Raw genomic sequence first — 16,016 nt, 5'->3', positions numbered from 1 at the left:
GGCGTTCGTGATCGGACAGCTCCAGAGGCAACGGCTTCGGACCAGGCATCACCCCACCCTACAACCGCAAGCGAACTAACGACTCAGGACACTAGGTTCCGCGGGGGAATACGGGACGTGGGATCGGGATCAGGACCGGGACCGGGACCGGGACCGGGAAAGCGCCCCGGCCCGGGGTCAGCCCACACGGGCGGACACCGGGCCGGGGTGTGGTGTCGCGGCGAGTTCAGTCGGCGAGCATCAAGCCGCAGGCGGCCGCGAGCCCCTCCTGGACGCCCACGGAGTGCATCGCCCTGAGGTCCAGGTCGCTGCCCGGGAACATGCGTCCCGGCGCGAGGGCCCGCATGGCCCGGCCCATCGGCCCGACCCGGGTGGCGAGGTCGGCGAGGCGGCGCAGCTCGGGCATCGTGTGGCCGTCGTCGGTCCACGGCTCCAGGTAGACGTCGCGCAGCCGGGCGAGCACGGCGGGCGCCTCGTCGCCGAAGCGCTCCCGGACGACCCGGGCCACCACGAGCAGGCTGGTGAAGGGCATGGCGACGGAGGCCGCGTCCCAGTCGTGGAAGACGTACGAGCCGCCGCCGGCCCGGAACAGCTGGCCCTCCTGCAGGTCGGAGTGGTCGAGGGTGGCGGCGACGCCGGACGCGTCGAGCTCGGCGCACCACCCGGCGAACCGGCCGGCCATCTTCTTGAGGGCGCCGTGCACCTGGTCGTCGAGGCCGCCGGTGCGGTGGGTCAGCATGCCGAAGACCGGGCCGAGCATCGAGGGCCGCAGGTCGGGCAGCCCGAACGCGAGGAGCTCGTCGCGGTGGGCGGACACGGTCCGCTGGAGCACCGCGTACTGCAGCAGCACGTCCTGCCAGGCCTGCGGGTCGTCGGCCAGGTCGCCGAAGAGTTCGCCGCCGTCGGGGTGGAGCGTCCAGCCGCGGTCGGTGTCCACGGCGAGCGGTTCGAGGACCTGGCCGGGCACCCACGTGTGCAGCGCCCCGGCGAGCGCGGGCTCGAAGCGGGAGGCCGGGGGGTTGGCCTTGAACCAGACGCACGAGCCGCCCTCGAGGGGCACCCGTACGAGCACCGACCAGGGGCGCAGGCGCACCTGCAGGCCGTCCGCCGCCGGTCTCAGGCCGCGCCGGGCGAGGTGCCCGGCGACCCACGCCAGGGCCTCGGTGCGCCAGGCGTCCTCTGCCCAGGGGGTCACCGCGTCGAAGCCGGCGGTGTCGGTGTCCGTGACCCGGCCCAGCGGCTGGTCGACTGCTTCTGCGGTGGTCATGCGTACTCCTTCGCGGCGGTTTCCCGCTCGGCAAGTTGGGCCGCGCTCATGTCGCGCAGCGGTACTTCCTTCAGGAACAGGGCGAGGACGGCGGTGACGACCATGACGCCGCCCCCGATGAGGAACACCAGGTCGCTCGCGGCGTCGAAGGCCTCGCGGAACGGGCCGGTCAGCCGGGTGTCGGCGTGGTCGAGGAACGAGGAGTCGTCGAGCTGCCGACGGGTGCCGTTCTCGATCTCGAAGAACGGCGCGTTGCGCGGGTCGCGGGCCACGGCCGGGTCGGCGGCGACGGCCGCCACCTCGGGCCGGGCGGCCGCGTCGGCGACCCGGCCGGGCAGCGCGCCGAACAGCACCGACAGGAACAGGGCCACCCCGAACACCCCGGCGACCTGCCGGAAGAAGGTGAGCGAGGCGGTGGCCGTCCCGATGTCGGCGACCGGCACCGAGTTCTGCGCGGCGACCATGAGGGTCCGGGTGCAGTTGCCGATGCCGATGCCGAAGGCGACGAGCACCAACATCGGCACCCAGGCCGGGGTCTCGGGACCGGCGGTGCGGAAGACGAACATGCCGGCTCCGGTGACGAGCGCGCCGATCACCGGGAACATCTTGTAGCCGCCCCCGCGCTTGAGGACCTTGCTGGACCAGATGGTCGAGATCACGACGCCGGCCATCATCGGCAGCATCATCAGACCGGCCTGTACGGGCGCGTTGCCGCCGACGATCTGCAGGTACAGCGGTACGACGGAGATCGCGCCGAACATGCCCCCGCCGACCAGCATCGACACGGCGATGGCGACGCTGAACGTCGGGATCCGGAAGAGGTGCAGCGGGATCAGCGCGTCCGCGCCCATCCGCCGCTCGACCAGCAGGAATCCGAGGTACCCGGCGGTGCCGAGCCCGGCGCAGGTCAGCGACCAGGCGGAGGTCCAGCCGCGCGCCTGCCCCTGCTCCGCCAGGAGCAGCAGCGGGACGGTGCCGGCGGTGATGGCGGTGGCGCCCCAGTGGTCGATCCGGCGCGAGCGGGCCCGGTGCGGCACGTTGAGGACCCGCACGATCACGACCAGGGCGACGGCTCCGATGGGCGCGTTGATCAGGAAGATCCAGCGCCAGCCGGACACGCCGAGGACGTCGCCCGCACCGGCGAACAGGCCGCCGATCAGCGGGCCGAGGAGGCTCGCCGACAGCCAGACCGCCATCGACATGCCCTGGTAGCGGGCGCGGTCCTTCGGCGGTACGAGATCGGCGGTGATCGCCATCGCGACGGCGGTGAGCCCGCCGCCGCCGAGCCCTTGCAGGCCCCGGAACAGGGCCAGTTGGTGCATGGTGCCGGCCGCCGCGCAGGCGAGGGAGCCCGCCGTGAACAGCACGACCGCGGCGACGAACAGGGGCTTGCGGCCGTAGATGTCGGACAGCTTGCCGTAGAGCGGGGTCGTCACCGTCGAGGTGATCAGGTACGCGGTGGTCGCCCAGGCCTGCAGCTGGAGGCCGCCGAGGTCGTCGGCGATCGTGCGGATCGAGGCGCTCATGACCATCTGGTCGAGCGCCGACAGGAACATGCCCGCCATCAGGCCCGGCATGATGGCCATGATCAGCCGGTGGGTGCGCTCCCGCTCCTCCTGCGACACCCCGTCCTCGGCCGAGGCGTCGGCAGAGCCAGCGGAAGCGGCAGCAGCGGCGCCGTTGTCGGTGTCAGCAGCCGTGCCGGCGCCGGCCGGTGACCCCTCGTCGCGCGGCTCCTCGACCCCGCTCCGGGCCGCCTCGGCCTCGCGCGGCGCCTTGGCCGCGCGTCGGCCGGCCCGCGACCACGCGGGGGGCTTCCGGTGCCTTCCGCGCGCACGGCGAGCGGGGCTCGAGGTTGTCATGCGTGTGTCCCCCTCGGTGCACGCCGCCGGATACTCGCGCATTTCACTGAATTCCCCGACGGCCGGAGTGATCAGAGTGAACGGCCGGAATGCGCCCGGGCAAGCCCCTATGGGGGGGCCACGGCTTTCCTGGGGCGTCTAGGGGTTGTCCGGGCGGGGAGCCGCTCGGCTCAATTTAAGGCGTCCACCGGATTCCGCCGCCTTCCGATCCGGATTTCGCGCACGGCCCGAGAGGTCTTCTCGATGACGCCAGACAGTTCCCCTCCCGTGACCATGCTCGTACCGGATTTCCCTTTCGCCTACGACGATTGGCTCCGCCACCCCGCGGGTCTCGGCTCCCTGCCCCCGGAACGTCACGGCACGGAGGTCGCCGTCGTCGGGGCCGGCATGGCCGGGATGACGGCCGCCTACGAGCTGCTGCGGCTCGGGCTGCGTCCCGTGGTGTACGAGGCGGGCCGGCTCGGCGGCCGGATGCGGTCCCTGCCGTTCCCGCGGGACCCGTCGAGCGTCGCGGAGATGGGCGCCATGCGCTTCCCGGTGTCGGCCCGCGCGCTGTTCCACTACGTCGACCTGCTGGGCCTCGGCACCCGCCCGTTCCCGAACCCGCTCGCCGCGGACACTCCGACGACGGTGATCGACCTCGCGGGCCGGCGCGAGTGGGCGCGTACCGCCGCCGAACTCCCCGCCGTGTTCCACGAGGTGTCCACGGCCTGGGACAAGTCGCTCCAGGAGCGGGCGGAGCTCTCCCTGCTGCGGGGCGCCGTCCAGGACCGGGACACGGCCACGCTCAAGAGCGTGTGGAACCGGCTCGTCGGCGAGTACGACGACATGTCGTTCTACGGGTTCCTTGCCTCCTCGCCCGCGTTCCGCTCGTTCCGCCACCGCGAGATCTTCGGTCAGGTCGGCTTCGGCAGCGGCGGCTGGGACACCGACTTCCCCAACTCGATGCTGGAGATCCTGCGGGTCGTCGTCACCGACGCCGACGCCGACCACCTCCTGATCGAGGGCGGCTCCGAGCGGCTCCCGCGCGGACTGTGGACCCGCTCCCCCGCGGACCTGGCGCACTGGCCCGCCGGAACGTCGCTCGCCTCGCTGCACGGCGGCTCCCCCCGGCCCGGGGTGCGGGCGCTGCGCGCCCGCGGACCCGAGATCGAGATCACCGACGCGTCCGGCGGCGTCCACCGGCACGCGGCCGTCGTGTTCACCCCCCATGTGTGGACGCTGCTGAACCGGATCGACTGCGACGCCTCGCTGCTCTCCACCGACCAGTGGCTCGCCGTCGAACGCACCCACTACATGGGCAGCTCCAAGCTCTTCGTGCTCACCGACCGGCCGTTCTGGCGCGACATCGATCCGCGCACCGGCCGCGAGACCATGGGCATGACCCTCACCGACCGCTCCGCGCGCGGCGTGTACCTCTTCGACCAGGGCCCCGACCGGCCCGGCGTGATGTGCCTGTCGTACACGTGGAACGACGACTCGCTGAAGTTCGCGACCCTGTCGGAGCGGGAGCGGCTCGACGTGCTGCTCGCGCGGCTCTCCGACATCTATCCCGGCGTCGACATCCGCTCGCACATCATCGACGGGCCCATCGGCGTCACCTGGGAGACCGAACCGCACTTCATGGGTGCTTTCCGCGCCAACCTGCCCGGCCAATACCGCTACCAGCGGCGGCTGTTCACCCAGTTCGCGCACGAGGCGCGAGCCGACGACGCCGACGACACCGCCGACGCCGTCGGCTCCGGGCACGGCGGGCTCTTCCTGTGCGGCGACGGCATCTCCTGGACCCCCGGCTTCGCCGAAGGCGCGGTCACCACCGCGCTCAACGCGGTCTGGGGCGTCCTGCACCGGCTCGGCGGGCGCACGCACCCCGCGAACCCCGGCCCCGGTGACCTCTTCGCCTTCCTCGCTCCGGTTGTACTCCCCTACGACTGAAGAACAGGACCAACCACCATGGCCATAGCAAGACCGGAATACGCCCCGGCCCCCGCGCTCACCGTGACGGAGGCCCTCGCCCTGCGCAGCGTCAAGCAGCCGGACGAGACCGCCTACGTGTACCTGCGCGACGGCGAGACACCCGACGGGGCCCTCACCTACCGCGAACTGGAGTCGGCGGCCCGCGCGCGGGCCGCCGCCCTGTCCGCCGCCGGACTCGGCGCCGGCGACAGCGCCGTCCTGCTGTACCCGTCGGGCATCGAGTTCGTCCGCACCCTCCTCGGCTGCATGTACGCACGGGTGGCCCCGGCCCCCGTGCAGGTGCCCACCCGGCGGCGCGGCCTGGAACGGCTGCAGCGGATCGCCGACGACGCGGGCACGACCACGATCCTGACCACCGGCGCGATCAAGGAGGACCTGGAGGAACGGTTCGCCGGCGTGCCGGAGCTGGCCGGGCTGCGGCTCGTGGACACCGAGACGCTGTCCGAGGGCCCGGACGGCTGGGACGGGCCCGCGCCCGGGCCGGAGGACGTGGCGCTGCTCCAGTACACCTCGGGCTCCACCGGGCACCCCAAGGCCGTGATGGTCACGCACGCCAACTTCCTGCACAACGTGGCCGAGACCGAGGACGTCTGGCCGACCGGCCCGGACGGCGTCGTCGTGTCCTGGCTGCCGCTCTTCCACGACATGGGCATGCTGTTCGGGGTGCTGCTGCCGCTCTGCTCGGGCGTGCCCGCGTACCTCATGGAACCGGCCGCGTTCATCCGCAGGCCGCTGCGCTGGCTGGAGGCGCTGACCCGATACCGCGGCACCCACGCCGCCGCGCCCAGCTTCGCGTACGAGCTGTGCGTGGCCGACCTCGCGGAGAACGGGCCGCGCGCGCCCCTGGACCTGTCCGCGTGGCGGGTGGCCGCCAACGGCGCCGAGCCGGTGCGGCACCGGGCCGTGCGGGCGTTCACCGAGGCGTTCGCCTCCGCCGGCTTCGCACCGGAGGCCATGTGCCCCGGCTACGGTCTCGCCGAGAACACCCTCAAGGCCACCGCCTCCCCCGCGGACCGGGAGCCCACCGTGCTGTGGGTCGGCAGCGACGCCCTCCTGGAGGGCCGCCTGGAGCTGCGCGCCGCGGCCGAGGAGGGCGCGCAGCCGCTGATCGGCGCCGGGACCGCCGCGTCCACCACCCGCGTACGGATCGTCGACCCGGCGACGGGCGGGGCCCGGCCGGACGGCGAGATCGGCGAGATCTGGCTCTCCGGGCCGTGCGTCGCGCAGGGCTACCGGGAGCGGGCGGAGGAGACCCGGGAGACGTTCGCGGCCGAGGTCGCGGGCGAGCCCGGCGTCCGCCACCTGCGCACCGGCGACCTGGGCTTCACGCACGACGGGGAACTGTTCGTGGCGGGCCGGCTGAAGGACGTCATCATCCGCAACGGCCGGAACTTCTACCCGCAGGACATCGAGCTGTCCGCCGAGAACGCGGTCGAGGGGCTGCGCCCCAACTGCGCGGCCGCGTTCTCCGTCGACGACGGCGCCACCGAGCGCCTGGTCCTCGTGGTGGAGACGGACGGCAGGGTGCTGCGCGCCCACGGCGCCGAGCGGGTGCGCGAGCGGGTGGGGGCCGCCGTCCACGACGGGCAGCGGCTGCGCACGGACGAGGTGCTCCTCATCCGCCGGGGCGCGCTGCCCCGGACGACCAGCGGCAAGGTGCAGCGTCGCGTCTGCCGCGCGCTGTACCTGGCGGGCGAACTGGCGCAGGCCGCCGCGCGCTGACCCGCCTTTCGACCACGGGCACGGGCCCGCGGCTCCCGGAAAGTCCTCCGGGAGCCGCGGGCCCGTGCCCTTCGTCGTACAGACGATAGGTTCGTCGCTGCACGATGCGGACGACGATGCTCCGCCGACGGAACGAACAGAACAGCATGACTACGGGGGTTTGCGCGTGAGCGAGACGGAACACACGGCGGGACCGGTGCGGGTCCTGGTCGTCGACGACCAGCAGCTCGTCCGCGAGGGGCTGATGTCCCTGCTCGACCTGATGGACGACATCGAGGTCGTCGGCGGCGCCGCCGACGGCGCCGAGGCGGTCCGCATGGTGGCGGAGACCCGGCCGCGGGTGGTCCTGATGGACCTGCGGATGCCGAAGATGGGCGGCGCGGAGGCGACCGCCCGCATCCTCGCCGAACACCCGGACGTGACCGTCCTCGCGCTGTCCACCTACGCCGACGACGAGTCGATCGCCGCCGCGCTGAGCGCCGGTGCCCGCGGCTACCTCACCAAGGACGCCAACCGCGAGCAGATCGCGATGGCGATCCGTAACTCGGCGCACGGTCAGTCCACGTTCGACCCGACGGTGGCCAGCCGGCTCGCGGCCGCGCTCGCCGCGTCCCCGCCGCCGGCGGCCCCGGCGGAGGCCGAACCGGCCCGGACGGAGCAGCCGCGGCCGAACCGCCGGCGGGTCTTCCCGGACGGCCTAACGGCCCGTGAGGTGGACGTACTGCGGCTGATCGCCGAGGGGTTGAACAACGCGGAGATCGCCTCCGCGCTGTTCATCGAGGAGACGACCGTCAAGACCCACATCAACAACGCGTTCGCCAAGATCGACGCCCGCAACCGGGCGGACGCCGTGCGCTACGCCTTCCAACAAGGGCTGACCCGGCCCTGAGGGACAGGGCCGGGTCAGCGGGGCGGGGCGGGACGACGGTCAGGCCGTCGTCGCCCCGTCGCGCGCGGCGGCGGTGGAACCGGTGACGGGGGATTCCCCGGCTCCGCCCGTGCCCGCCGCGGGCGTCGTGACCGTACCGGCGGGCTCGCCGGACGGGGTCTGGGGGGCCGGCGGCAGTCGCCGGGCCCGGATGAGGCAGACCAGGGTGCGGTAACCGACCATCGTCATCGCCATCATGACGAAGAAGGCGGCGATGCCGTCCGACCCCAGATCGTTCTCGATCATGAACGTGCCGACCTTCTCGGCGAACGCGTCCGAGTTCTCGAGCCCCAGCAGGAAGCAGGTGCGCAGCACCAGGACGGCGATCCAGATGCCGAGGTAGACCCAGCCGGCCCGGGTGTAGACCTTGTGCTTCTTCTGCTCGTTGCGGTACACGACCATGTTCCGCATCAGGAAGTACCCGATGCCCGCACCGATCAGCGTGCCCACCAGCGCGGCCGTGTAGTTGGCCCCGGTGTACGGCGTCCGCTCGTACGTGTCCCAGTAGAGGTAGAGCGTGAAGCCCATGGACACGGTGAACTTGATCCAGCCGAAGCTGTGCCGGCCGACCTGGGTCAGCATGACGATCGCGAACAGCGCACCGCTGAGCAGCAGCGCTTCCTTCATGGCGTCACTCATGTGAGCCCCCTTCATCCGCCCCACGGCCAGGGGCTTTTCCTCGTCGAAGTAGAAACTACGGCCGGGCGCTCGCCGTTTCCTGGGCCCGGCGGTGGAGGTACGGGGCCGGACGGGAGGGGAATTCTCTCCACCCTCGGGTCCACCCGGGGTCCATCCGAGGGCGGGCCGGGGTGAACCCGGCCCGTCCGGCCTTCCTGCCTGGTCGTTCGACCCGCTCAGCCGGCCGTGGCGGCGAGCCAGCGGTCCACGGCCGCGGCGGTGGCGGCGGCGTGGTCCTCCATCATCGAGAAGTGGTCGCCGGCGGTGTCGACGACGTCGTGCGGGTGCTCCCAGCGGGAGCGCCAGTCGTCACCCGCGGCACCCGCGTCCCATGCGGCGAGCGGCGCCTCGGCGCGGACCAGCAGCGTCGGGGCCGCCACGGGCTCCGGCCGCCACTGCCCGAAGAGCCGGAAGTAGCCGCCCATGGCCGTCAGGCGGGCGTCGTCCATGGGCAGGAATCCGCCCGTGTCGCCGCCCAGACCCTCGGCCAGCCTGCTCTCGATCCCGTCGAACGCCTTACGGCTCGGCGCGTACACGTCCATCAGGACCAGCGCCGCCGGCCGCACCCCGCGGGCCTCCAACGCCCGTACGAGGGCGTGCGCGAGCAGTCCGCCGGAGGAGTGCGCGGCGACCGCGAACGGCGCCTCTCCCACGTGGGCCAGCAGGGCGGCCGCGTGCGCCTCGGCGAGCGCGTCCACGCTCGCCGGGAACAGCTCCCCGGCGCGGAAGCCGGGCGCCGGCAGCACCGACACGTCCCGCACGTCGCGCAGGGCGGCGGCGAACCGGGCGTACTCGTGCGGCCCCGACATCGCGAGGACCGACGGGATGCACACCAGGCCGGGGCCCGCGGGCCCCTTCGCGAGGCGTACGACGTCGAGTTCGCCGGTCAGCTGCTCCCCGGAGGTGAACACGGGACGGAACTCGGAGGCGGCCGACAGCAGTCCGGTGAACTCGGCGAGCCGGTCCATCTCCGCGGCCCGTCGGGCCATCGGCCCGAACACGCTCTTGTCCCGCCCGGGTGCCGGGGCCGGGGCGTCCGTCCCGGCGGCCGGGGCGGCGGCGACCGCGCCCGCGAGGTACGCGGCGAGCGCGGACGGCGTCGGGTTCTCGAAGACGACCGTCGGTGGCAGCGGCACGCCGGCCGCCCGTGCCAGCCGGTTACGGAGCTCGACCGCGGTCAGCGAGTCGAAGCCCATCTCCAGGAAGGCCCGCTCGGGGTCGACCGCCCCGGCGTCGGGCAGGGCCAGCACCGACGCCACCTGGGTCCGGAGGAACTCCAGGACCGCACCGGGCCGTTCGGCCTCGGCGGCGCGCCCGAGACGGTCCCGGAACTCCCGCGCGGCACCGTCGACGGGCCCGGAGCGCCGCGGCGGCACCTTGATCAGGCCGCGCAGCAGCGGCGGCACCTCGTCCAGCTGGGTGCGCAGGGCGGCGAAGTCCAGCCGCATCGGCACCAGATGGTCCCGGCCGGAGCGCAGGGCGAGGTCGAAGAGTTCGAGCCCCTCGTCGGTGTCGAGACCGGCGATGCCGGTCCGCAGCGCCGCCTTCAGGTCCTCGTCGTCGCGGTCGCCCGCCATGCCGCTGCGCTCGTTCCAGAGGCCCCACGCGAGCGAGGTCGCGGGCAGGCCGAGCGCCTGCCGGTGCGCGGCGAGCGCGTCCAGGAAGGCGTTGGCGGCGGCGTAGTTGGCCTGGCCCGGGTTGCCGGCGACACCGGCGGCGGACGAGAACAGGACGAACGCCGACAGGTCGAGGTCGCGGGTCAGCTCGTGCAGGTGCAGCGCGGCGTCCACCTTGGGTCGCAGGACCGCGCCGAGCCGCTCGGGCGTCAGGGCGTCCAGGACACCGTCGTCGAGGACGCCCGCGCTGTGCACGACGGCGGTCAGCGGGCGGTCCGCGGGGATCCCCGCGAGCAGCGCGGCCACGGCCGCCCGGTCACCGGTGTCGCAGGCCTCGAACGCCACCTCGGCGCCGAGCCCGGCCAGTTCGTCGCGCAGCGCCGCCGCGCCCTCGGCGGCGAGCCCGCGCCGGCTGGTCAGCAGCAGGTGGCGCACGCCGTGCTCGACCACGAGGTGCCGGGCGACGAGGGCACCCAGGGTGCCGGACGCGCCGGTGACGAGCACCGTGCCGTCCGGGTCGACCACCCGGCCGGCCCCCTGCGCGTTGGCGGCGGCGGGCCGGACGAGCCGCGGGGCGCTGACGGCACCGTCCCGCACCGCGGTCTGCGGCTCTCCGCTCGCGAGAGCGGCGGCCAGGGCGCGCTCCGCGCCGGCGTCGCCGACGACGACGTCCAGGTCCACCAGCGCGAACCGGCCGGGATGCTCCGACTGCGCGGAGCGGACGAGGCCCCACACGGCCGCCTGCGCCAGGCCGGCGACCTCTTCGCCCGGCCGGGCGGCCACGGCGTGACGGGTGACGAACGCGAGGCGCGTCCCGGCGGCCGGCGCACAGGCCAGCCAGGCCTGGAGGAGGCGGAGGGCGTCGGTGGTGTGCCGGTGCACGGCGGCGGGGGCTGGGGCGGCGGCCTCCTGGGCGCCGCGCGCCTCGGGCTCCGCCCACGGCAGGAGCACCAGTTCCGGCGCGGGAGTGCCTGCCTCCAGGGCCTCGATCAGGGCGTCGAGGGACTCGTACCGGGTGCCGGAGCTGGAGTTGGAGCTGGAGTTGGAGCTGGAGTCGGAGCCGGAGCTGGCATCGGATTCGGAACCGGAATCGGTGCCGGTGCTGGAGCCCCTGCCGGTGTCGGACGGGCCGCCGATGACGGTGTAGTCGCCGAGGTCCGCCCGGCCGGTGGTAGCGACCGGGGTCCAGTCGACCGCGAAGAGGGTGTCGTGGTGCCGGCCCGCCGCGCCGCGCAGCGCCTCGGCCGGCACCTCCCGTACGACGAGTCCGTCGGCCGACAGCACGGGGGTGCCGTCGCCGTCCGCGGCGCGCAGGGAGATCTGGTGCTCGCCCGTCCTGGTCAGCCGGATCCGCAGCCGGTAGGCGCCGTCCTGGTGGTGCGACACTCCCGTCCACGAGAACGGCAGCCGCAGCGGCGCCGCACCGGAGATCTCGGCGCCGACCATCCCGGCGTGCAGGGACGCGTCGAGCAGGGCCGGGTGCAGCCCGAACCGGGCGGCGTCGGACGCGGCCTGCTCGGGCAGGGTGATGTCGGCGTACGTGTCGTCGTCGGACCGCCAGGCGGCCCGCAGGCCCTGGAAGACGGGGCCGTAACCGACCCCGGCGGCGTGCAGCCGCTCGTACAGGCCGTCGACGGAGAGCGGCTCGGCGCCGGCCGGCGGCCAGAGCGCGAAGTCGAAGTCGGGAGCGGCGGGTTCGGGCGCGAGCTCGCCGGTGGCGTGCGTCGTCCACGGGACGTCGTCGGCTGCGCCGCCGGGTGCGGCGCCGACTGCGGCGTCGGAGCGGGAGTGCACCGACACGGGGCGCCGGCCCTCCTCGTCCTGCGGGCCGACGACGACCTGCACGGCGGCCCCCTCGTCGCCGACGAGGACCAGCGGGGTGGCGAGGGTGAGTTCCTCGAGCCGGTGGCACCCGGCCCGCTCCCCCGCGCTCAGCACCATCTCGACGAACGCGGTGCCGGGCACGAGCACCGTGCCGTCCACCGCGTGGTCGGCGAGCCACGGGTGGCTGCGCAGCGAAAGGCGTCCGGTGAGCACCGTGTGGCCGCCGTCGGCCATGGTGAGCGCCGCCGACAGCAGCGGATGCCCGGCGGACTGGAGCCCCGCGGCCGAGACGTCAACGGCGGACGGGGCGCTGTCGAGCCAGTAGCGCTCGCGCTGGAACGCGTACGTCGGCAGCTCCACGGGCCGGCACTCCTCGGGGAAAACGGTGTCCCAGTCGGGCACGGCGCCGCAGCTCGCGGCATGGGCGAGTGCGCCGGCGAACCGGTCCCGGCCGCCCTCGTCCCGCCGCAGCGTCGGCACCAGGGCGACGGGGACGCCGGCGTCGTCGGCGATGCCCTGCAGCGGGACCGTCAGCACCGGGTGCGGGCTGACCTCCAGGAAGACGCGGTGTCCGTCGCCGAGCATCGCCCGGGCGGCGGCGGCGAACTGCACGGTCTGGCGGGCGTTGCGGTACCAGTAGTCGCCGTCCATCTCCGTGGTGTCGATCGGACCGCCGGTCACCGTCGAGTACACCGGCAGCGCCGCGGCGGCGGGTCGCACGGCCAGCTCGTCGAGCAGCCGCTCGCGCAGCGCCTCGACCTGGGCCGAGTGGCCGGCCGCGTTCGCCCCGCGGATCCGGCGGGCCCGTATCCGGTCCTCGTCGCACGCGGCAACGAAGGCGTCCACGGCGTCCGGGTCACCGGAGACCACACAGGCGGAGGGGCCGTTGGCCGCCGCGACCGACAGCCGGCCCTCGTACCGGGCGATCCGGGCCAGCACCTCGTCCTGCCCGGCCAGGACGGACGCCATGGCGCCCTTCCCGGCCAGGGAGCACAGCGCCACGTTGCGCGCGGCGGTGATCCGGGCCCCGTCCCGCAGCCCGATCACGCCCGCCACGGTGGCCGCGGCCACCTCGCCCTGGGAGTGCCCGACGACGGCCCCCGGCTCGATGCCGTACGAACGCCACAGCGCAGCCAGCGACACCATCATCGTGAACAGCACCGGCTGCACGGCGTCGATCCGGTCCAGCGTGGGCGCGGCCGGGTCGCCGCGCAGGACGGCCTCGACCGACCAGTCCTGGAACTCGGCGAACGCCGCGTCACAGGCCGCGACCGACTCCGCGAACACGGGCGACGAGTCGAGCAACCCCTGCGCCATGCCCACCCACTGGGTGCCGTGGCCGGGGAACACGAACACGGGCCGGGTGCCCGGCCGGGCGGTCCCGCGCACCACGTTCGCGGCGGTCTCGTCGTCGGCCAGCAGCGCGAGGCCGCGCAGCAGCTCGTCCCGGTCGGCGGCGACGACCGCGCCCCGGTGCTCGAACACGGCCCGGTCCCGGACGAGCGCCCGCCCCGCCTCGTACGGGGTGATGCCGGGGTTCCGGCGCAGGTGGACGCGCAGGGCCCGGGCCTGACCGCGCAGCGCGTCGGGGGACTTGCCGGAGAGGAGGACGGGGACGGGGGTTCCTGCTTCGGAGGTGTTGAGGGACTCCGTGGCGGAGGTGTGCGCGGCGGCAGCCCGCGCGGTGGGGGCCTGCGCGGTGGCGACGGCATCGGGCTGCCCGGCGGCCTGTGTGGCGGCCTTTGCGGCGGACTGATCGTCGGCGGCCGTGGACGCGGCAGCCGCGGTCGCGGCGACCGTGGACCCGGCGGCCGTGGGCTCGTCGGGTGCCTGCTCCGCCGGCGCCTGCTCGATGACGGCGTGGGCGTTCGTCCCGCTCAGGCCGAACGACGACACCCCGGCCCGTCGGGGCGCGCCGGTCTCCGGCCACGAGCGGGTCTCCGTGAGGAGCTCGATGCCGCCGCCGGACCAGTCGACCTTGGTCGACGCCGCGTCCACGTGGAGGGTCTTGGGCAGGGCGCCCTGCCGGATCGCCTGCACCATCTTGATCACGCCGGCGACCCCGGCGGCGGCCTGGGTGTGGCCAATGTTCGACTTGAGGGACCCCAGCCACAGCGGCCGGCCCTCGGGGCGGCTGCCGCCATAGGTCGCCATCAGCGCCTGCGCCTCGATCGGGTCGCCGAGCGTCGTGCCGGTGCCGTGCGCGTCGACCGCGTCGACCTGGTCGGGCGTCAGCCGGGCGTTGGAGAGCGCGGCGAGGATGACGTCGCGCTGGGACGGACCGCTGGGCGCGGTGAGCCCGTTGGAAGCGCCGTCCTGGTTGACGGCCGTACCGCGGACGACCGCGAGCACCCGGTGCCCGTTGCGGCGGGCGTCCGACAGCCGTTCGAGCACGAGCATGCCCGCGCCCTCGGCGAAACCGGTCCCGTCGGCGGCATCCGCGAACGACTTGCAGCGGCCGTCGGGCGCGAGGCCCTGGAGCAGGCTCAGTTCGAAGAACGTCGTCGGCGTGCACATCACCGTGACCCCGCCGGCCAGCGCCAGGGAGCAGTCGCCCTGCCGCAGCGCCTGCACGGCCAGGTGCAGCGTCACCAGCGACGACGAGCAGGCTGTGTCGACGGTGATCGCAGGACCCTCCAGGCCGAGGGTGTACGCGATGCGGCCGGAGACGATGCTGCCGGTGCTGCCGGTGCCGAGGAACGCCTCGACGCCCTCGGGGACGGTGGTCAGCGCGGAGACGTAGTCCGAGTTGTTCATCAGCCCGGCGTAGACGCCGGTGCTGCTGCCGCGCAGGCCCGTCGGATCGATGCCCGCGTGCTCGAACGCCTCCCACGCCACTTCGAGCAGCAGCCGGTGCTGCGGGTCCATGGCCGCCGCCTCGCGCGGCGAGATCCCGAAGAACACCGGGTCGAACCCGGCCACGTCCTCCAGGAATCCGCCGCTCCGGCAGGCCAGCGGCCGGACGCCGTTGTCGACGTCCCAGCCACGGTCGGTCGGGAAGGGCACGACGCCGTCGCGGCCCTGCTCGACCAGCTCCCACAGGTCCTCGGCCGACTCGACCCCGCCGGGGAAGCGGCAGCCGATCCCGACGATCGCGATGGGCTCGTGCGCCTTCGCCTCTTCCTCGTTCAGCCGCTGGCGCGTCTGGTGCAGATCGGCCGTGACCTGCTTGAGGAAGTGTCGCAGTTTCTCTTCGTTCGCCATGGTGTGTCGCGTCCTCGTCGTTCGCAGGTCAGGAGATACCGAACTCTTTGCCGATGAACTCGAAGATCTCGTCGTCGCTCGCCGACTCGATCGTTCCGGTGATGTCGTCGTGGTCCCCGCTCTCCGGCTCGGCCCCTTCGGACCAGCTCGCGAGCAGGGCCCGCAGCCGGGCCGTGACCCGGGCGCGCTGACCGCTGTCGGGCCGTGCCTCGGACAGCGTCCGGGCGAGCCGGTCGAGGTCGGCGAGCACCGGGGACTCGCCGTGCGCCTCGTCCAGTTCGGCCGCGATGTGGGCGACCAGTTCCGTCGGCGAAGGGTGGTCGAAGACCAGCGTCGCCGCCAGTCGCAGGCCGGTGATCTCACCGAGCCGGTTGCGCAGCTCCACCGCGGTCAGCGAGTCGAAGCCGAGGTCGCGGAAGGCACGGTCGGCCTGGACCTCCTGGGCCCCGGCGTAGCCGAGCACGGCCGCCACCTCCGAGGTGACGGTCTCGAGCAGGACCGCCTCCCGCTCCTCGCCGGTGAGCCCGGCGAGCCGCTCCCGCAGGGCCGCCCCACTCGTGCCGCCCGTCGCCGCCGCCCGCTTGGCCCGCGCCTTCACGAGCCGGCCGAGCAGCGGAGGAACCCCTCCGCCCGCGGCGCGCAGCGCCGCGAGGTCGAGGCGGATCGGCACGAGTGCCGCCGCACCGTCGAGGGAGGCCCCGACGGAGAGGTCCAGCAGGGCGAGGCCGTCGCGGTCGGGCAGCGCGACCACGCCGTCCCTGGCCATCCGGCGCACATCGCCGCTGCCCAGGTCGGTCGTCATGCCGCTGTCCTTCTCCCACAGGCCCCAGGCGAGGGAGATGCCGGGCAGGCCGAGGGCCTGCCGGTGCGCGGCGAGGGCGTCGAGGAAGGCGTTGGCGGCGGCGTAATTGGCCTGACCCGGGTTGCCGAACACACCG

General features: G+C 74.1%; 8 protein-coding genes. 3 read left to right on the top strand and 5 right to left on the bottom strand.

Features of this window, described 5'->3' with window-relative positions:
- Window positions 1–226: 226 nt before the first annotated feature.
- Both ACZ4SA_RS36035 and ACZ4SA_RS36030 read right to left on the bottom strand, forming a co-directional pair.
- Entirely contained in the window at window positions 227–1,267 is a 1,041-nt protein-coding gene (locus ACZ4SA_RS36035) for an aminoglycoside phosphotransferase family protein (protein ID WP_468282759.1), read from the bottom strand.
- Window positions 1,264–3,129: an MDR family MFS transporter gene (locus ACZ4SA_RS36030; RefSeq protein WP_468282756.1), complete on the bottom strand. Its 1,866-nt coding sequence runs from the start codon at window positions 3,127–3,129 to the stop codon at window positions 1,264–1,266. Before ACZ4SA_RS36030 ends, ACZ4SA_RS36035 begins: the two co-directional genes overlap by 4 nt.
- 213 nt (window positions 3,130–3,342) lie before the next feature.
- Between ACZ4SA_RS36030 and ACZ4SA_RS36025 the strand changes: the two genes are divergently transcribed.
- The 3 genes from ACZ4SA_RS36025 to ACZ4SA_RS36015 all read left to right on the top strand — a co-directional run bounded on the left by ACZ4SA_RS36025 (window position 3,343) and on the right by ACZ4SA_RS36015 (window position 7,717).
- Entirely contained in the window at window positions 3,343–5,064 is a 1,722-nt protein-coding gene (locus ACZ4SA_RS36025) for a flavin monoamine oxidase family protein (RefSeq protein ID WP_468282762.1), read from the top strand.
- An 18-nt stretch (window positions 5,065–5,082) separates the two neighbouring features.
- Window positions 5,083–6,828, top strand: a complete 1,746-nt coding sequence (locus ACZ4SA_RS36020) for a fatty acyl-AMP ligase (protein ID WP_468282753.1) — start codon at window positions 5,083–5,085, stop codon at window positions 6,826–6,828.
- A 166-nt stretch (window positions 6,829–6,994) separates the two neighbouring features.
- Window positions 6,995–7,717, top strand: a complete 723-nt coding sequence (locus ACZ4SA_RS36015; RefSeq protein ID WP_468282750.1) for a response regulator — start codon at window positions 6,995–6,997, stop codon at window positions 7,715–7,717.
- Window positions 7,718–7,756: 39 nt separating this feature from the next.
- On the opposite strand, the gene ACZ4SA_RS36010 is transcribed toward ACZ4SA_RS36015, so the two are convergent.
- The 3 genes from ACZ4SA_RS36010 to ACZ4SA_RS36000 form a co-directional block, all read right to left on the bottom strand.
- Entirely contained in the window at window positions 7,757–8,395 is a 639-nt protein-coding gene (locus tag ACZ4SA_RS36010; RefSeq protein WP_468282747.1) for a hypothetical protein, read from the bottom strand.
- A 215-nt stretch (window positions 8,396–8,610) separates the two neighbouring features.
- Window positions 8,611–15,078 carry a type I polyketide synthase gene (locus ACZ4SA_RS36005; RefSeq protein ID WP_468282744.1) on the bottom strand — a complete coding sequence of 2,156 codons (6,468 nt, stop codon included), beginning with the start codon at window positions 15,076–15,078 and terminating at the stop codon, window positions 8,611–8,613.
- A 28-nt stretch (window positions 15,079–15,106) separates the two neighbouring features.
- Window positions 15,107–16,016: acyl carrier protein (locus tag ACZ4SA_RS36000; RefSeq protein WP_468282741.1), on the bottom strand; the 910-nt coding region annotated here is incomplete at its 5' end.

This window comes from Streptomyces sp. NPDC027962 (assembly GCF_055566095.1).
The sequence above is the reverse complement of the archived record's forward strand: the minus strand, read 5'-3'. Positions and strand labels throughout refer to the sequence as shown.

What these genes read in the sequence shown, in the direction of transcription:
- ACZ4SA_RS36030 (WP_468282756.1), bottom strand. Translation starts at nt 3,129, where the DNA reads ATGACAACCTCGAGCCCCGCTCGCCGTGCGCGCGGAAGGCACCGGAAG.
- ACZ4SA_RS36035 (WP_468282759.1), bottom strand. Translation starts at nt 1,267, where the DNA reads ATGACCACCGCAGAAGCAGTCGACCAGCCGCTGGGCCGGGTCACGGAC.
- ACZ4SA_RS36010 (WP_468282747.1), bottom strand. Translation starts at nt 8,395, where the DNA reads ATGAGTGACGCCATGAAGGAAGCGCTGCTGCTCAGCGGTGCGCTGTTC.
- ACZ4SA_RS36005 (WP_468282744.1), bottom strand. Translation starts at nt 15,078, where the DNA reads ATGGCGAACGAAGAGAAACTGCGACACTTCCTCAAGCAGGTCACGGCC.
- ACZ4SA_RS36020 (WP_468282753.1), top strand. Translation starts at nt 5,083, where the DNA reads ATGGCCATAGCAAGACCGGAATACGCCCCGGCCCCCGCGCTCACCGTG.